Source organism: Aristophania sp. ESL1100 (assembly GCF_058511235.1).
Genome location: NZ_CP196394.1, coordinates 943085 through 959435, shown reverse-complemented (window position 1 = coordinate 959435; position 16351 = coordinate 943085). Strand labels below are relative to the sequence as shown.

General features: G+C 46.7%; 18 protein-coding genes and 2 tRNA genes. 13 read left to right on the top strand and 7 right to left on the bottom strand.

The window, feature by feature from the left end; all coding sequences use genetic code 11:
- Window positions 1-3: 3 nt before the first annotated feature.
- Complete coding sequence (locus ACSYSY_RS04580; RefSeq protein ID WP_491708119.1) at window positions 4-1182, bottom strand: hypothetical protein; 1179 nt, start codon at window positions 1180-1182, stop codon at window positions 4-6.
- 63 nt (window positions 1183-1245) lie between these two features.
- On the opposite strand from ACSYSY_RS04580, the gene ACSYSY_RS04575 reads away from it, so the two are divergent.
- From ACSYSY_RS04575 to ACSYSY_RS04565, 3 genes are all read left to right on the top strand, one after another.
- A complete protein-coding gene (locus tag ACSYSY_RS04575; protein WP_491708118.1) occupies window positions 1246-2049 on the top strand; it encodes an SDR family NAD(P)-dependent oxidoreductase in 804 nt (267 codons plus the stop codon).
- 113 nt (window positions 2050-2162) lie between these two features.
- Window positions 2163-3161 carry a glucokinase gene (glk, locus tag ACSYSY_RS04570; protein WP_491708117.1) on the top strand — a complete coding sequence of 333 codons (999 nt, stop codon included), beginning with the start codon at window positions 2163-2165 and terminating at the stop codon, window positions 3159-3161.
- 66 nt (window positions 3162-3227) lie between these two features.
- Window positions 3228-3917 carry a hypothetical protein gene (locus ACSYSY_RS04565; protein ID WP_491708116.1) on the top strand — a complete coding sequence of 230 codons (690 nt, stop codon included), beginning with the start codon at window positions 3228-3230 and terminating at the stop codon, window positions 3915-3917.
- On the opposite strand, the gene ACSYSY_RS04560 is transcribed toward ACSYSY_RS04565, so the two are convergent.
- Together ACSYSY_RS04560 and ruvX are read right to left on the bottom strand one after the other, a co-directional pair.
- A complete protein-coding gene (locus ACSYSY_RS04560; protein ID WP_491708115.1) occupies window positions 3905-4792 on the bottom strand; it encodes an N-formylglutamate amidohydrolase in 888 nt (295 codons plus the stop codon). The two genes, ACSYSY_RS04565 and ACSYSY_RS04560, sit on opposite strands and share 13 nt — an antisense overlap.
- A gap of 18 nt (window positions 4793-4810) precedes the next feature.
- Complete coding sequence (gene ruvX, locus ACSYSY_RS04555; protein ID WP_491708114.1) at window positions 4811-5281, bottom strand: Holliday junction resolvase RuvX; 471 nt, start codon at window positions 5279-5281, stop codon at window positions 4811-4813.
- A gap of 68 nt (window positions 5282-5349) precedes the next feature.
- On the opposite strand from ruvX, the gene gatC reads away from it, so the two are divergent.
- The 8 genes from gatC to ACSYSY_RS04515 all read left to right on the top strand — a co-directional run bounded on the left by gatC (window position 5350) and on the right by ACSYSY_RS04515 (window position 10514).
- Window positions 5350-5637 (top strand): Asp-tRNA(Asn)/Glu-tRNA(Gln) amidotransferase subunit GatC, encoded by a 288-nt coding sequence (gatC, locus tag ACSYSY_RS04550; RefSeq protein WP_491708113.1) that lies wholly within the window; start codon window positions 5350-5352, stop codon window positions 5635-5637.
- Window positions 5637-7124 carry an Asp-tRNA(Asn)/Glu-tRNA(Gln) amidotransferase subunit GatA gene (gene gatA, locus ACSYSY_RS04545; protein WP_491708112.1) on the top strand — a complete coding sequence of 496 codons (1488 nt, stop codon included), beginning with the start codon at window positions 5637-5639 and terminating at the stop codon, window positions 7122-7124. Before gatC ends, gatA begins: the two co-directional genes overlap by 1 nt.
- Window positions 7121-8578, top strand: coding sequence for an Asp-tRNA(Asn)/Glu-tRNA(Gln) amidotransferase subunit GatB (gatB, locus tag ACSYSY_RS04540; RefSeq protein WP_491708111.1), 1458 nt, complete (start codon window positions 7121-7123; stop codon window positions 8576-8578). The genes gatA and gatB overlap by 4 nt, the downstream gene beginning before the upstream one ends.
- A 92-nt stretch (window positions 8579-8670) precedes the next feature.
- A tRNA-Ser gene (locus ACSYSY_RS04535) sits at window positions 8671-8763 on the top strand.
- A 147-nt stretch (window positions 8764-8910) separates the two neighbouring features.
- Complete coding sequence (locus ACSYSY_RS04530) at window positions 8911-9201, top strand: AAA domain-containing protein (RefSeq protein ID WP_491708110.1); 291 nt, start codon at window positions 8911-8913, stop codon at window positions 9199-9201.
- The gene (locus ACSYSY_RS04525; protein ID WP_491708109.1) at window positions 9117-9563 is read left to right on the top strand and encodes an AAA domain-containing protein; all 447 of its coding nucleotides are present in this window, start codon (window positions 9117-9119) and stop codon (window positions 9561-9563) included. Before ACSYSY_RS04530 ends, ACSYSY_RS04525 begins: the two co-directional genes overlap by 85 nt.
- 344 nt (window positions 9564-9907) lie before the next feature.
- Window positions 9908-10156 (top strand): hypothetical protein, encoded by a 249-nt coding sequence (locus tag ACSYSY_RS04520; RefSeq protein WP_491708108.1) that lies wholly within the window; start codon window positions 9908-9910, stop codon window positions 10154-10156.
- 4 nt (window positions 10157-10160) lie between these two features.
- Window positions 10161-10514, top strand: coding sequence for a hypothetical protein (locus ACSYSY_RS04515; RefSeq protein WP_491708107.1), 354 nt, complete (start codon window positions 10161-10163; stop codon window positions 10512-10514).
- A gap of 112 nt (window positions 10515-10626) precedes the next feature.
- Here the strand turns inward: ACSYSY_RS04515 and ACSYSY_RS04510 are convergent, their stop codons facing one another.
- Together ACSYSY_RS04510 and ACSYSY_RS04505 are read right to left on the bottom strand one after the other, a co-directional pair.
- Window positions 10627-11094, bottom strand: a complete 468-nt coding sequence (locus tag ACSYSY_RS04510; protein WP_491708106.1) for a 5-fold beta-flower protein — start codon at window positions 11092-11094, stop codon at window positions 10627-10629.
- A gap of 67 nt (window positions 11095-11161) precedes the next feature.
- Entirely contained in the window at window positions 11162-12493 is a 1332-nt protein-coding gene (locus tag ACSYSY_RS04505) for a hypothetical protein (protein ID WP_491708105.1), read from the bottom strand.
- A gap of 268 nt (window positions 12494-12761) precedes the next feature.
- Here ACSYSY_RS04505 and ACSYSY_RS04500 point away from each other — a divergent pair, with 268 nt between their 5' ends.
- Window positions 12762-13499 (top strand): hypothetical protein, encoded by a 738-nt coding sequence (locus ACSYSY_RS04500; protein ID WP_491708104.1) that lies wholly within the window; start codon window positions 12762-12764, stop codon window positions 13497-13499.
- Between the two features lies 1 nt (window position 13500).
- Here ACSYSY_RS04500 and galE read toward each other — a convergent pair whose 3' ends face one another.
- Window positions 13501-14487 carry a UDP-glucose 4-epimerase GalE gene (galE, locus tag ACSYSY_RS04495; protein WP_491708103.1) on the bottom strand — a complete coding sequence of 329 codons (987 nt, stop codon included), beginning with the start codon at window positions 14485-14487 and terminating at the stop codon, window positions 13501-13503.
- 60 nt (window positions 14488-14547) lie between these two features.
- Window positions 14548-14621, bottom strand: a tRNA-Cys gene (locus ACSYSY_RS04490).
- Between the two features lie 148 nt (window positions 14622-14769).
- On the opposite strand from ACSYSY_RS04490, the gene ACSYSY_RS04485 reads away from it, so the two are divergent.
- Window positions 14770-16257: a TolC family outer membrane protein gene (locus tag ACSYSY_RS04485; protein ID WP_491708102.1), complete on the top strand. Its 1488-nt coding sequence runs from the start codon at window positions 14770-14772 to the stop codon at window positions 16255-16257.
- Window positions 16258-16351 lie beyond the last annotated feature (94 nt).

Below are 16351 nucleotides of genomic sequence, written 5' to 3'. Positions count from 1 at the left end.
ACCTTATTCTTCTATAGATTTTTCGTATACGCGGTGGCGTTTATGAGGCTCTGGCACAAGCGATTCTGCCAGATTTCTCATGCCGGTGTCACTTTCCTGAATCCACCCCAGCTCAACCCATTTATAAGGTAGGGACTTCCCGCGTTGCATTAATTCCCGGATCGCCAGAGAGGGAAGAAGGGACCCCAGGATGGTGCCGCGCAGTTTACTGCTGACTCCAAGCAGGATCACGCGGGCTGACGTAAAGCGGTGGAGTGCCAGACGATACGCAAATTTCACCCACCCGATAGGGGAAGGCGAGCCTCCCAGGTCAGCCGTAATATCGTAAATATTGGGGATGACCATGGCCATTGCAACGGGCTCTCCATCCTGATCGATCTGCACGTAATGTTCAGTACGGAGGAGGGGTTTGATCTCCTTGACCATAGTGCGCATTTCATAATCCTGCATCGGAACAAAATTATATTTCTGCGCCCAGGCGTCGTTATAGAGCCCTCTTAAAATTTCACTTTGAGCCACAATCTCTTTTTTCGAAAGAGAGCGTGCCGTAATTGATTTCAGCCGACCTTCACCGAATTTCAGACCAGCAGGCACTTTAAAGCGCTCTTCTATATCAGGCGTGAGTTCAAGACTATAGCTCAGCAGGTCTTCAGTTTTGACGTAACCTGCCTGTTCAATCAGAGCGCCGAGCCCGACTGGGTGCCATGGCATGGCAACCATAGGTGGTGTTTCCTGCCCTTCTATCATGCACCCGGTTTCACCATTGCCACTTAAAGTGACAGGGCCGCGTATGCAGACGACGTCTCGTTCTTTAAGCCAGTTTTCAGCAGCGTTCAGAAGGGGAACGGTAATTTCCGGGTCTGGAAGGGAATCGAAAGCCCCGAACTGCCCGATTCTTTCCTGCCAATAATCAATGGCACAATGGTCAATAATCGCAGCGATTCTTCCAACTGGCTGATTGTCTCTCCAGGCTAGGAAATATTGTATTTCGGCATGGCGGAAAATTGCAGCCTTTTCCGGGTCAAGAAGGCCGTATTGTTCCATATCGAACGGTGCAACAAAGCCCTTCATTCCGCTATAAATACGCCGGGGAAGGGTGATAAAAAGACGCAAGTCACGTCGAGACGTAACAGGCCTGATTTCAATCTTTTGACGGTTATTTAAAGAGGCTTCACGTTGCATGAAAGTGGCTATACGCGTACAAAAGAAATGTGACCAGAGGGCTAGGGAGATAAATAGCCAATTATGACGAAAAAAAATACCACGTATATTTCACACGGCCATCATGTCCTGATCACAGGAGGGTCCAGTGGTATAGGGGCAGCCCTGGCTATTTATTATGCCCGACCGGGAGTCCATATCACTCTCTGGGGGCGAAATGAGGAACGTCTGGCCGAAACAGCTGAAAAGGTCCGTCATAAAGGGGCGTCAGTCTCAACATTGAGCCTCGATATTGCCAATGCTGAGCAGGCTTTGCAGGCCTTTACAGAAGCTGATAGCGAAAATCCTGTTGATATCCTGATTCTCTCTGCGGGAATGTCAGATATCCGTCCGGCGGGACAGAAAACAGAATCTCCTGAGACGGCTTTAAAAATGTCCATGGTGAATTTCGCCACGCCAGTAACGCTGGCAACAAAAGCGGCGTCACTCATGGCTGAACGTGGTAGTGGCAGAATTGGGATTATGGGCTCGGTGGCATCTTTCCATGATCTGCCTCTGGCAACGGTCTATAGTGGGTCAAAAGCCGGTATAGGACGTTTCAGTACAGCTCTGCGGGCTGCCATGGAGCCCTATAATGTCAAGGTCACCCTGATTGCACCGGGTTTTGTTGATACACCTATGAGCCGGAAGCTCGAAGGAGATCAGCCATTTCTGGTGCCTGTCGAGGTTGCCGCGCGGAAAATTGGGCGCGCTATAAACCGGGGGCAGGCGACTCTGGTTTTCCCATGGGTTTTTGAGTTAACACGTCTGCTGGAAATGATTTTACCCCGGGCCCTGGCACATAAGATTTTGAGAAAACTGGATATTATGCAACATCCGACACCCTGATTGGTCACGCTATTTTTACGGGCGGAATAGGTGATTGCGCGGATCGAGGGATGTAAAGCTTCCCGGGTGGATATTATTGAAGTGACGTTATTGAAAAAGAGAGTGCCCGTATAATGAAAGAGATTGTTGTTATGGATATTGGCGGGACGCATGCGCGTTTCGCCATTGCTGCTATTGATGCGGGAAAAGTCGTTTCCTTAACAGAAGAGATAACCTTAAAATGTTCTGAACATGCTTCCCTGGCATTGGCATGGGAGGCATATGGCCGCGAGTTGGGGCGCCCGATTCCAAGAGAAGCGGGGATCGCCGTTGCCTGTCCTGTTTCAGGCGATATCCTGAAAATGACGAACAACCCGTGGGTCATACAACCATCCCAGCTTTCCAGTCGGTTAAATCTCGATAATTTTGTAATTGTTAATGATTTTGGTGCAGTTGGGCACGCTGTGGCCCAGATTGGACCGGAATTTATGCAACATCTTTGTGGTCCGGAACAGGATCTGCCCGTTGATGGGACGATCAGCATCCTTGGCCCTGGGACAGGGTTGGGAGCTGCGTGTGTTGTCCGGCATAAAAATGGCCAGTATCAGGTAATCGAATCAGAAGGGGGGCATGTTGATTTTGCACCGCTCGATTCATTGGAAGACCGTATTCTCGCCGCTATGAGGGGGCGGTTTCGTCGTGTTTCAGTTGAGCGGATTGTCTCTGGTCCCGGTCTGACCAATATTTATGAAGTCATTGCTGAAATGCAGGATATGCCGATCAGACTGAAAGATAACCGTGTCTTATGGGCAACCGCCCTTGAAGGAACGGATACGCTTGCTACGGCTGCGCTGGAACGTTTCTGCCTGAGTCTGGGCGCAGTTGCAGGCGATTCGGCTCTGTCTCATAAAGCCTCTGGTGTTGTTATTGCGGGTGGTCTTGGCTTGCGCCTGGCTAATTTACTCCCTCATTCCGGTTTTGCAGAACGTTTCGTTGCAAAGGGGCGTTTTGAATCATGGATGAGTGCCATACCTGTTAAAATTATTACGCATCCTCAACCGGGTCTTTATGGAGCTGCTGCTGCCTATATTTCCAATTTCAACCTCAATGATGAAATTTCTGGTGGGAATTAATTGTTTTGTTACCTATTAGGTAACTTATAGTAAGAGAAAAGTTCAGGGTCTGTTACCCAAGAGGAAATGATGGCGATAACCTCAGAGACATCTGCGTGGCTTGGAGTCACGGCTATTAATGAGATGAGCGGCATACGTCCGGTTCATGCGTATAAAACTCATTTGGATTATGGTTCGGGTGTCGTCCACCATTCCTCGGGTCCGGCGGGGCAGAATAAGGATGATGTGATTTCCCTCTCGGAAGATGCCCAGAATTATCTTGAAAAGATGCAGGAACAGACGATTGCACAAGTGGCCAGTCAATTGAATATGGCGGCGAAAGTTGTTTCTAATAGTTCAACGTCAGATTCACAAAGGATGGCTACAATCTCTTCGGCCTATCATTTGTTTTTTATGGGCAGTACATTAGGCGCCATTACCGGGAGGTTCGCCTCAGCCTGGGAAGGGTTCAAGGCTGCCACGTCTGACAGCGATTTTGATAAATATTTTTCTCTTGAAAAGCAGTTCGTGCCTGGTACAACGGCTTTGGTTGAGGATTTTACTCAAAAAACCAAACCTGATTTATGGGCGCAATTCTTTATTCAACATCAGTCTGATAATAGGCAGCAACAGGGCCGTCCTTCTGATGCTTCCGACATTACGTTATATAAGAAACCTGCTGATCGTAATAAATCAGGAAACGTGACTTTATCTGAGGCCCCGACGATGGGGAAAGATAGAAATCATCATCGGAAAAAGGGTGATTATTTCCAATAATTACGTAATGGAACGTGATTTTCAGAATTATTGCACAACCATTCTGTAATATGCTTTACGAATGAATGTAAATCATTTTTGAATTTCAGGTAATTCTTATTAGGTTCCAATGTTGTCTGATTGAGATAAAGAGATCGGGATATTTCTATTTGTAAAGCGTGGATATGCGCTTCAGGATTTCCGTAATAATCAGTAATGAATCCTCCCGCATAGGGGGTATTCTGTTGGACACTATAGCCGAGCTCTTCAAAGATGGTCTGTACTGTATTGATTAATAATGTGGAACAGGATTGCTGATAACAGTTCCCTAAAACAATATCGCAGGGGGTGCTCTGTTGGAGCGTGGGCATGGAGTGTACGTCAAACAGGATGACATGGCCTGATTTATTTCTCAGCCGTTCAAGTGTTTTATGAAGCTTTTGATGAAACGGTGCCCAGTAATGATTTAAACGGTGCTGCACCGTTTCAGCAGGGAGGGTATGGCTGTAAATCGAATGGCCGGGTGCGGTGCAGCGGGGGATGACACCATAACCAGCCATAACACGATGGGAGCGTATAAGCTCTTTTTCATCAAGTGCTGGTGTAAACATGCGCCCGTCAAGTTCGCGCCAGTCCCGGTTTACGTCGCAAAAGCTACGAGGAAATTCTGCTTTCAGAAAAGAAATACCAAGCTGAGGCAAGTCTGAAAGAAGGTCATCAACAAACCGGTCTTCCATCCTTTGTAGTTCATAGGTTGAAAGACGTGACTGTTGCAGAAAGGAAGAAGGATAGCGTCGTCCGGAATGGGGGGAGGAAAAAAGAAGAGGAACGGATGAGCCTTCACTGAAGGAAAAAGGTTCCTGACATTCCGCTTCTATTTCCAATGATAAGGGCACGTGACCGCTCCGTATGATTCAGCTCTGGCCTGCTGTGGCATCCAGCCAGCCTTGCAGCATATAGGAAGCTGCGAGTTTATCGACGACTTCGCCCCTTTTTTTGCGTGTCAGATCCATTTCCTGAATAAGAAAGCGATTAACGGCGCTGGAAGAAAGGCGTTCATCCCATAAGGTGAAAGGCAGATTCAGCCCTTGAGCCAGATCTTTCCCCCAATCTCTTGCGGCGTGAGCGGCTGGCCCTTCTGTCCCGTCGAGGGAAAGTGGCATGCCAATAACGAGGGCCCCGACATCGTGCATCTTACAAAAATCGGCAAATTCCTTTATGAGAAAGGAAAGTTTTTGTCTTTTCAAAATCATGAAGGGTGATGCCAACATAAGCTGAACATCCGTCAAAGCAAGACCGATCTGCTTTGATCCAGGGTCAACGCCAAGAATACGTTGTAAGGGTTTGATCTGCTGCCGCAGGTCATGTGGATTGAAGTACGTCATAAAGAAGCGTTATGATCTATTTCCATGTTTAAAAGCTAGCCCGTTTTACTCTTTTATTAGGACATTCCATGTCGCTTGATGCAAAAACAGTTTTAAAAATGGCGAGGCTTTCACGTTTGGGCCTGTCGCCAGAGGAAGTTTCAACCTACCAGAAAGAAATGCAGGGAATTCTGGGATGGGTCGAACAACTCAATGAGGTCGACATCACCAATGTTCCCCCTATGGTCGGGACTGATCTTGCCCGTGCACGTCTGAGAGAAGACCGTGTAACAGATGGTGATTGCCAGGAAGACGTACTTTCCAATGCCCCTGACCGTGAGGGACCATTCTATACTGTGCCAAAGGTTGTCGAGTAATGACGTATAAATTTGATCTCACTCTTTCTCAAGCACGGGATAGCCTGAAAAGCAAAGAGATTTCCGCAGTTGAGCTGGTGAATGCCCATTGTGACGCTATAGAAACGCTTGATGGACGCATTAACAGCTTTATTACGCGTACCCTTGACCAGGCACGTGAACAGGCCCGGGAAGCTGACGGGCAATTACAGCGTGGAGAGGGGAAATCCCTGACAGGCATCCCTCTTGGTGTGAAAGATCTGTTTGCCACGAAGGGTGTGCGTACAACCGCTGCGAGTAAAATTCTTAAGAATTTTGTCCCCCCTTATGAAAGCACCGTAACGAGTCATCTGCTACGTGATGGCGCAGTGTTCCTGGGTAAACTGAATCTTGATGAGTTTGCCATGGGGTCCACCAATCTGACCTCAGCCTTTGGCGGTGTTGAAAATCCCTGGAAGAAAACAGGGTCTGAGGCGCGTCTGGTTGCTGGTGGGTCCTCAGGCGGTTCAGCCGCTGCGGTTGCGGCAGGGTTGGTGCTCGGAGCAACAGGGACAGATACAGGCGGCTCCATCCGCCAGCCATCTGCTTATTGCGGGATTACGGGTATTAAGCCGACATATGGCCGTTGCTCACGTTTCGGCACAATTGCTTTTGCGAGCTCTCTTGATCAGGCTGGCCCAATGGCGCGTACAATCCGGGATTGTGCCATTCTGCTGGAATCAATGGCCGGGTTTGATCCAAAGGATTCAACCTCTGTTGAAAAAGACGTGCCTCATTATGAAGCCGCTTTAGGGCAGGGTATTAAAGGGTTACGCGTCGGTATTCCCAAAGAATATCGCACAGAAGGTCTCTCTGAAGAAATTCAGGCACTATGGGATCAGGGCATTGAATGGCTGAAAGAAGCAGGGGCAGAAATTGTTGAGATTTCCCTGCCTCATACAAAATATGGCTTGCCTACCTATTATATTGCCGCTCTTGCTGAAGCCTCTTCCAACCTGTCTCGCTATGATGGCGTGCGTTTCGGTGAACGTGTCCCTGCCAAAACGCTGGATGAGCTTTATGAAGCGACGCGTGGCAAAGGATTTGGCGAGGAAGTAAAACGGCGCATCTTGCTGGGGACATACGTGCTGTCTTCTGGCTATTATGATGCCTATTACCTGCGGGCACAGAAAGTCAGAACGCTCATTAAGCAGGACTTCCTGAATGCTTATGAAAAATGTGATCTTCTGCTTGCTCCGACGGCGCCAACAGGTGCTTTTGCCTGGGATGAAAAGCCTACAGATCCTGTGCAGCTTTATCTGAATGACATCTTCACGGTTCCAGCCAGCCTGGCCGGGGTGCCGGCACTGTCTCTTCCTGCGGGATTAAGTCGGGAAGGCCTCCCTCTGGGGCTGCAGCTCATTGGTCGTTATTTTGATGAAGAAACCCTCATAAAGGTTGGCCATGTTATGGAGCAGGCAGCTTTATTCAATCATCGTCCCACTCTCCATGCAGGAGTTTCAGCATGAGTTCCTATCGTATTCAAGGTGAAACCGGGGAATGGGAAGTCGTTATCGGGCTTGAGGTTCATGCCCAGGTTGTCAGCAAGTCCAAACTTTTCTCTGGAGCGTCAACCGCCTTTGGAGCAGAACCCAACACACAGGTAAGTCTGGTTGATGCCGCTTTTCCAGGGATGCTTCCTGTCCTGAATGCAGAATGTGTGGCTCAGGCAGTGCGTACTGGTCTGGGACTAAAAGCGCAGATCAATCTTTTCAGCAGGTTTGACCGTAAAAATTATTTTTACGCCGACTTGCCACAGGGATATCAGATCAGCCAGTTCGAATTTCCTATCGTTGGTAAAGGCGTGGTTGAGATTGAGCTTTCTGATGGTGAGAAGCGTGATATTGGTATTACGCGTCTTCATCTTGAACAGGATGCCGGAAAATCCATTCATGACCATGATCCTACACGTTCCTTCATCGACTTAAATCGTGCAGGCGTGGCGCTGATGGAAATCGTCAGTGAGCCTGATATGCGCTCTCCTGAAGAGGCAGGCGCCTATGTGCGGAAACTACGCCAGATTTTGCGTTACCTGGGTACATGTGACGGGAATATGGAAGAAGGCTCCATGCGGGCGGACGTGAATGTCTCTGTCCGTAAGGAAGGAGAAGATTACCGCACACGCTGTGAAATCAAAAACGTCAATTCCGTGCGTTATGTGATGCAGGCTATTGAGATTGAGGCGCAGCGCCAGGTCGAAATCTGGGAATCTGGCGGAACGGTTGATCAGGAAACACGCCTTTTTGATCACATCAAAGGAGAGACGCGTTCCATGCGCAGCAAAGAAGATGCGCATGATTACCGCTACTTCCCAGATCCTGATCTTCTTCCTCTCGAAATTCAGCAGAGCTGGGTGGATGAGCTCAAGGCAGCCTTGCCGGAACTGCCAGAAGAGAAGAGAGCACGTCTTGAAAAAGATTATGGGCTCTCAGCCTATGAATCCGGCGTACTGACGGCTGAGCAGAATATTGCCGATTTCTATGAGGACGTTGCCAAAGGGGCGGATGCACGTCTCGCAACGAACTGGATTATGGGCGATTTCTTTGCTGCCCTTAACCGGACTGGTCGTTCCATTGAAGATAGTCCTGTCAGCGCGCAGGGGTTGCGTGAACTGCTTGGCTTGATCAGCGATTCGACCATTAATGGCAAGATTGCCAAGGAAGTTCTGGAAGACATGGTTGAAACCGGGGCTTCTGCTTCTGAAATCGTCGAACGCAAAGGGCTGAAGCAGGTTACAGATACAGGAGCGATTGAAGCCTCTATCCAGCAGATTCTGGATGCCAATGCAGACAAGGTTGCTGAGTATAAAAGCGGAAAAGACAAGCTCTTTGGCTTCTTTGTTGGGCAGACCATGAAGGCCATGAAAGGCAAAGCCAACCCGGCTATGGTCAATGAGTTGCTCAAGAAACTTCTTGATGCATAAAAAGTGAAAAAAGATGTTCATAAGGGTTTGACGAACCATTGTTTTACCCTTATGAACACTTTTGCAAACGCCGTGTTATCTGCGTAAAGAGCGGAGGGGTGGCCGAGAGGCTGAAGGCGGCGGTTTGCTAAACCGTTGTACGATGTCAAGTCGTACCGTGGGTTCGAATCCCATCCCCTCCGCCAGCAGGCTTATCCGTAAAATAAACTTCCGTGAAGCGGAAAACATTAGATTATTCAAATAGTTATTAACCGTTATTCTAATGTAATGTTCTATTAATTATTTTCAAAATATTACGTTATGGTGAATCTTTCGCGAGGCAGTTTCTAAGATTGGGAGCAGAAGCTCTTGGTTGGGTTTTTATAGATGAAGCAGGACAGGCAATGCCACAGGCTGCTGTAGGTGCCCTTTATAGGGCTAAAAGATCGGTTATCATAGGTGATCCACTTCAGGTAGAGCCCGTTTTTCCATTATCCAGGCCTTTAGTGAAAGTAATCTGCAAGCTTTCGCCTTATACAGAAGATGAACATTACTCACCTTGTTTGGCAACTTTATTAAAAATGAGAATAAATCATTTGACTTGTTTATTATATCACCATTTAAGGAGATTAAAAATGAAATAAAAAATACGTTAATGAAGAATTATGAAGAATTTTCTTTAAATCATCAAAAATCAATTAAAGGATTTCAGAATTGGGTTGATGAACGAATTGGTACAATTCATACATTTCAAGGAAAAGAAGAAGATGCTGTGATTCTTGTTTTAGGTGTAGATGAGAAAAATTTAGGCTCGGCTTTATGGGCATCCAGTAAGCCAAATCTTCTTAATGTTGCCGTTTCTCGTGCCAAACGGCGCCTTTATATAGTCGGAAGCCATTCATTATGGGGAAGTTTGCCCTATTTTGATGAAGCGGCTCGCTCTCTCCCTATAAAATCTTTACCGGATATGAGTATCGGAAACCTTTTTAGTGAAGGGGTCTCCTGACAATTCATAGATTCACTAGTGATCGTTCTGTTTCTTGTTATCAAGAAGCGTTTTAATAATTGTAACCATTTATCCATGCGTCGATAAAAAGTAATTAATAACGATCTATAATAGTTTTTTATCTTTTAAGATATTTATAAACTAAACCATATATAGTAATATTAATAAATAAATAATACTTATTAAAACTAACCTATCTCTTTAAAATATAAAGGGTATTCTTGATTCTGAAAAAGAAGACCATTGACTGTTTGTTCATTTTATGACAGCGTTAACGGCGGATCAACCGGGAAGCTGGCACTTCTCGATTAATCCTGATCACAAACTGAGAAAGGCCTCAGTCTATGACTATTGCGATGTATAACATGGCATATCATGTTGCCAAAAGAGGGTATACGACGTTTAATTCATATGAGTTAGATGATGCACGCTCTTTGGCTATTTCTTCTGTTGAAGAAATGGTGGTCTTTCTTGTTTCTTTGAGTTCTTTTTTCTGGACGTTGTCTGTTACGTACATATGTTCAGGGCGGCGGATCAATCGGGAAGATGGCAGTTTCCATCATCCATTAATGTCAGCCGTGAAAAGAGGATAAGCTGATGTGTTCTCACTCTGATGAGAAAATATCGGAAACTTCTTTTCCGGCTGATTTTCCCTCTGATAAAAAGACGGCCCCCGATCTTTCTCCCCTTCTTGCAGAAGCGCAGAGGATAATCGGCCAAAATCATTTAGGATTCTGGCTTGATGGCGCTGAGGTTGCGGCTTTTATAGAGCTGTTACTGGCAATAGGGGAAATGTTATTACATTTACGGTCTGCGGTCGATTTGATGATACCCTTATCTGCCTTACGGTGGAAAGCAGAGGATAATCGTGAGGGCTTTATGCTCCATGCAGAGGACATACGTCATATTGATGACGCTTTGATACGATTGCAGAGAATGAACGATTTTTGAGAGTGCCGTTTTTCGTATTCAAGGGTAAAAGAACAATAAGATTCTGACTGGGCGGTTCTAATTACCAGCTTAGGGTAATCCGCCTAAAAAAGACCGGATCTCTTTACGTGATTTAATGCTCGTTTTCTTTTGCTTTTAAAATCATTAAGGCGCCCAGGGCCTTATCGGCTGGTGGAATGCTCCCTAATGGACGCTCTGGGTGGTCTGCATATACTTTTCCGTCCGATGTTATGGTTCCTAATTTTGTTCCATCTGTTCCTCTGACGGTACCGTCTGAATCGATATGGCCTATGCGTGAACCATTTAAATCGATTAAGCCGTTAATGGTGACGTCGCCAAGTAACTGGCCGAACTTATCTCTTACAGCACCATCTGAATCAATGCTGCCATAACGTTGCCCCTTTTTGTTATAGAGGCGCCCTCCAGCATCAACATACCCTATGATATTATTATGAGCATCACGTAGAAGACCTTTTTGCCAGCTATGCTCTTCGGCGCAGGCAGGTTTTATACTCCAGAGAGGACAAAGTAAGACGATACTCAGGCCAAAAATAGAAAATGAAGAAGAGGCCAGTTTCACAATGTCATCCTTCGTCAAAAGAGCTTACGAAGCATATGGTTGAAGGTAAAAGCCTCATGATCTCTGTTTAGTTCCTGTTTGTCTTCTCTTTTTTGAGCTCTTGTTTTGTTGCTTGCTCTTTACGGGCCTTTTGGTCATCTCTTTCACGCTGTCGATCCTGATAGGTTACAAGGATCTTATGGGCTTGTTCAAAGCGCGTTAAGGTACCTTTATAAATCTCAGCGGTCGCTCCTGTGGTGTTGGAAGGTCTGGCAATCAGCTTATTGTTTTCATCATATAATTTACCATCCGGTCCTATATGCCCGGTGATCTGGCCGTGAAGGTCCAGCACATTCAGTTTGTCATCAACAGAACCGATCCTGTTCTCGTTAACGTCATAGAGGACGTTATCGGCGCCTAGTGAGCCGCCGTTACATTCTTCAAAACCATCCCAGGGGACGTGCATGTTATTGATATCATCAAGCAGCATCCGCGCGGCAGATTCCTCAAATCCATAAGGCACTCTGCCGACAGCTCTATCGCGTTCATCATAGAAATTAAGGGCTGTATAGGTCGTATCAGTACCGCCGTAGCTGACAAATCCGACCCTGTTATGTTTCAGGTCATAGACATTGCGATCATCAAAGCCAGAGCGTTTATCCATATAGCCAATTAACTGATTTTGATGGTTATAGATGTCTCGTTTGTTCTTACTATAAGCAAAACTGCACTTATAAGCGTATTTTGAACGTTCTTCCTGATGCTGCATGGCATTTTTATCATAATCAAGCAGCAAAACTGCACCATAAGTCCGGCTCGTTGTAATCATCCGATCTTCTGGATGAACCATAGGGAGTGCCTGATAATCCGTTTCCTGCGGGATATAGGTTATAATGCCGACTTTCTTTCCATCGGAATTATAGACTTCGTCGCTATATTCCAGCTTTCCATGATTATCAGTATTTCTTTTGCCAGACGGTTCCGCTTTTCTAGAAAATTTTATGGCAGAGGTGGTGAAATCATCTTCGTACAATGTGCCATTTAATTGCTCATCTCGATCCAGAATATATCCAGTCTGGTCTACATTGCCGACCCATTGATGTCTGGCATTATAAACGTCCAGATTATTGTGGATATAACCTAAAACAGCTTTATGCTTTTTAATGGTTCCGACTGTTTCAATTCGGCCCATATAGTTTCTGAGACGGTCATATATATAACCATTTTCATCAACAAACCCGACGATATTACCGTCTGTATCATCAACAATATCGCCTATTTTCCATAAATCATGCCATCTCCAGACGTTGCCAGGCCGATCGTAATGGGCCTGGTTGGATGTGCAGCCAGCGAGGAAGCATGACGTGCCAAGAAAAAACAGCGTAGAAAGTTTCATATAATCAGACCAGAGATAGCTCATATAAACATGATTGTCCTATGAAGCATATAAAACCACTTATCAAAAGCTTTTTCATTTAATGTGATAAAATAGGTTAGGACGTAAATTTTATTCGAAATTGATACCCTTATGAGGGTCTATATAGTGTATGGTGCTCTGCAGAAATACGTTACTCTTTCATTAAGAATGATCACAGAATATTTCTTTTTTTGCAGAAAGGAATGGTTGAAGGCCAGGGCTTTCTTCCTTTAAAAGAAAGACTGAATGGGGCTGGAGAGGAGGTGACCTTATGAAATCTTTTTTTGTCATAATGGCTTTGACTGCTCTCGTGACGGTTACATCATCCGGGGCCTATGCCAATAGCAGAGACGTGACATTGGAGACGCCTTTTGTCCCTTTGCCTGACGGTACATCTATGATGAAAGATGCGACTGATCCTTCGTCTCTTCAGCAGAAAAAGCGTAATACACATTATACTCATGAGCGTTATGCGCGGAGACTGAAGGACGAGCAGCGCCTGGAGCAAAAGGGATTAAGTCAGCTTATGGCTCGTAAGGCGGTATGGGCCATTGCCCATAAGCCTCAGTCCAGCTGCGCCATTTATGCCATGCATCTGACCGGCTATCATGACATGAAGTTCGTGCGGCCCGATCTGGTCAGTAAATCCGAGAAAGACACAGATAAGAAGCTGATCTCGGCTATAAAAGATCAGAAGCTATGTGATAAAAATCATTTAAATAAAAGACTGCCACCAGCTGTACCTTACGTGCAGGCTGATGCGGTACAATCCTATTTTCAGACCCAGCCGGCACTGGCCAAAAAGACATTAATCAATGCTGGAATCTCAGCAAAGAATGCTGATGATGTTGCCTGGGTTATTCTCAATCATCCTGAAAGCACCTGCGCCTGGCAGGTTGAGCGTATTTTAGCCGATGAAAAAGGCGGAGATCATAATTCAGATGATGAAAAAGATGCTATCATGAAAATTGAACATAGAAACGAATGTTCGCCAGCTTATTACAAATAAATTAAGATCCGTAACCATCAGGATGGTTCAAGCGCCATTGTAATGCTGTTTCAACGATGGCGTTGATATCGGGATAAAGAGGCTTCCAGCCCAGTTCAGAGCGGAAACGGCTTGAATCCGCAACTAAAGAAGCGGGATCTCCCGCTCTTCGGGGGGCTAATGACCAAGGGAGTTTTTTCCCGGACACATATTCGATGGCTTTTATGACTTCCAGGTTGCTGAAACCTTTTCCATTTCCAAGGTTATAGGTGACGGACCCCTTATCGAGTGCATCAATGACACGGATATGGGCGTCAGCCAGGTCAGTAACGTGAATATAGTCGCGGATGCAGGTGCCATCCCTTGTCGGATAATCATTTCCGAAAAGCTTTAATGCTGGCCTGCGCCCTAAAAGGGCGTCAATCGCAAGTGGAATAAGGTGGGTTTCTGGTCGATGATCTTCACCAAGCCGTCCCTGAGGGTCTGCTCCAGCTGCATTGAAATACCTTAGGCAGGCAGAATGCATCCCATAAATCCGGTCTGCCCATTTCAAGGCTCGTTCTATCATTAATTTGCTTTCTCCATATGGAGAAGCCGGTTCTATTGGTGCGGAATCAGGAATGATAGCAGGGAGGTCTTTGCCGCCAAAAAGGGCGGCAGTCGATGAAAAAACGAAACGTTTTACACCGTATTTTGTACAGGCCTCAATCAGATTGAGGGAGGTGAGCATATTCGTGCGAAAATAGTCGTACGGCTTTTGCATAGAGGCACCGACGAGTGATAACGCCGCGAAATGCATAACGACGTCCCACGGGCCATCAGCAAGGCATTCCTCGACTGATGGGGCATCTGTAAGATCAATCTCCAGGAATGTGGCACCTGATGGGATTGCCGCTTTATGTCCGGTGCTGAGATTATCAAGGATGACGACTTCATGGCCATCATCAAGCAAACTCTGGGCAACATGGCTGCCAATATAACCGGCTCCCCCAGTAATCAGGCAACGCATAGATGTCCTCTTTATTGATGGCACGGGAAAGTCAGTAACACGGGATAGAAAGCGACTTTATGGAGGTCTGGGCGGGAATCGAACCCACGTTCGCGGATTTGCAGTCCGCTGCATCACCATTCTGCCACCAGACCACAGGACGCGTGGGATGTATGGCTTTTTCCCTTTCTGCCGTCAAGAGAAAAGAAGCAATAATTTTACTTTTTTACGTAAAACCTGCCTACCGTCTTTCAGGGAAATAGGATATTCTCCGGCCGAAAAAACAAGGTCTGATTTCGTCTTATGAATATTAACCAACATATGCAAAACTTCACAGGATTTCCTTTCAGAGTTGGGCTGGGGTTATGTTCTGCCCTTATTGCGCCGGCGGTGATGGCACAATCATATGATGGGAAAGGTGCGCCTGAGTTTGTTCCGCATACCTTGCGCCAGGCCATGGCAACGGCCTATCTCACCAATCCTCAATTAAAAGAGGCACGGGCGCAATTAAGATCGGTCGATGAACAGCTTCCTGCTGCGGAAAGTGGATGGCACCCTACCATTCAGGGAACAGGGTCCATCAGTTACTATAGCGGCAGTAACGATAGTTATTTCCTTGAAAGCACCGGAAAAGGTCAGAAACCGCAACCTTTTCATAGTGGGCAACGTTATTCCACCCCAGGTTATATGGCCGGTGTTACAATTAGCCAGCCTATCTATCAGGGCGGGCATACCATTGCGGCTACGCGGCAGGCCCGCAATCAGATTATGGCACAAAGAGCCCGTTTGATCTCAACTGAACAAACGGTTCTGCTGTCTGTTGCAAACGCCTATATCAATCTTGTTCAGAATGAACAGCTGCTGCAAATCAGTTTAAATAACGAGAAAGTCCTGCGTGAACAGCTTGATGCCACTAATAAGCGTTTTCGCCTTGGTGAGTTGAGCAGAACCGACGTTGCTCAGGCGCAAGGGGCGCTGGCAACCGCTCAGGCTCAAAGACAACAGGCAGAGGGCGTGTTGCAGCAGAGCCAGGCGAGTTATGTTCAGGCGGTCGGGCTGCCTGCCGCTCCCGATCTGCAACCGCCTCAGGCACTGGTTTTGCCTGTAAAAAATGAAAAAGAGGTTATTTATCAGGCAGTTCACAATAACCCGGACGTGATTGCCGCCCTTTTTGATGAAGCGCAGCAGAAAGATTCTGTTTCGGTCCAGATGGCAGCAATCCTGCCAAAGGTTACAGCAGAACTTGGGTACCAGAAATCACGGAACCAAGGGGCCTCTCATTCAGATAATGAAAATAAATACGCACAATTAGCCTTCCAGATCCCCATCTATCAGGGAGGATCTGAATATGCCGCTGTCAGACAGGCCAGGCAGAATGCCGAAGCGGCGCACCATGAAATCAACATGCAACGGCGTACGGCTTTGCAGAAGGGATCCGCAGGGTGGCAGCAGATGATTGCCGCCAAGGAAAGTATCAGCAGTAATAAACTCGCGGTCTCAGCTGATATCGCCGCTCTTGCCGGTGTTGAGCGTGAAGCGATTTTGGGTACCAGCAGCACATTGGAGGTTTTGCAGCAGCAGCAGACTCTTTTGCAGGCCCAGCAGACCCTTATTCAGAACATTGCCAGTTACGTCTATAACTCTTATGCGACAGCGGCGGCTATCGGCCGCTTGACAGCGATTGACCTCAAATTGAACGTCCCCCTTTATAACGAGAAAGCCTATTTTGACGCAGTAAAAGGCCGGCTCTGGGGAACGGGAGATTACGCAGTCAATCAGCCTGGCCGCTAGAAGGCCTCACTTTTTCTTTCATGTAACGCCTTGCGTAAAACAGGATAAAGCAGGGGGTTACGTCATAATCACTATCAGGACCCGAAAACTGGAA

What these genes read in the sequence shown, in the direction of transcription:
- ACSYSY_RS04580 (WP_491708119.1), bottom strand. Translation starts at nt 1,182, where the DNA reads ATGCAACGTGAAGCCTCTTTAAATAACCGTCAAAAGATTGAAATCAGG.
- ACSYSY_RS04575 (WP_491708118.1), top strand. Translation starts at nt 1,246, where the DNA reads ATGACGAAAAAAAATACCACGTATATTTCACACGGCCATCATGTCCTG.
- glk (WP_491708117.1), top strand. Translation starts at nt 2,163, where the DNA reads ATGAAAGAGATTGTTGTTATGGATATTGGCGGGACGCATGCGCGTTTC.
- ACSYSY_RS04565 (WP_491708116.1), top strand. Translation starts at nt 3,228, where the DNA reads ATGATGGCGATAACCTCAGAGACATCTGCGTGGCTTGGAGTCACGGCT.
- ruvX (WP_491708114.1), bottom strand. Translation starts at nt 5,281, where the DNA reads ATGACGTACTTCAATCCACATGACCTGCGGCAGCAGATCAAACCCTTA.
- gatC (WP_491708113.1), top strand. Translation starts at nt 5,350, where the DNA reads ATGTCGCTTGATGCAAAAACAGTTTTAAAAATGGCGAGGCTTTCACGT.
- gatA (WP_491708112.1), top strand. Translation starts at nt 5,637, where the DNA reads ATGACGTATAAATTTGATCTCACTCTTTCTCAAGCACGGGATAGCCTG.
- gatB (WP_491708111.1), top strand. Translation starts at nt 7,121, where the DNA reads ATGAGTTCCTATCGTATTCAAGGTGAAACCGGGGAATGGGAAGTCGTT.
- ACSYSY_RS04520 (WP_491708108.1), top strand. Translation starts at nt 9,908, where the DNA reads ATGACTATTGCGATGTATAACATGGCATATCATGTTGCCAAAAGAGGG.
- ACSYSY_RS04515 (WP_491708107.1), top strand. Translation starts at nt 10,161, where the DNA reads ATGTGTTCTCACTCTGATGAGAAAATATCGGAAACTTCTTTTCCGGCT.
- ACSYSY_RS04505 (WP_491708105.1), bottom strand. Translation starts at nt 12,493, where the DNA reads ATGAGCTATCTCTGGTCTGATTATATGAAACTTTCTACGCTGTTTTTT.
- ACSYSY_RS04500 (WP_491708104.1), top strand. Translation starts at nt 12,762, where the DNA reads ATGAAATCTTTTTTTGTCATAATGGCTTTGACTGCTCTCGTGACGGTT.
- galE (WP_491708103.1), bottom strand. Translation starts at nt 14,487, where the DNA reads ATGCGTTGCCTGATTACTGGGGGAGCCGGTTATATTGGCAGCCATGTT.
- ACSYSY_RS04485 (WP_491708102.1), top strand. Translation starts at nt 14,770, where the DNA reads ATGAATATTAACCAACATATGCAAAACTTCACAGGATTTCCTTTCAGA.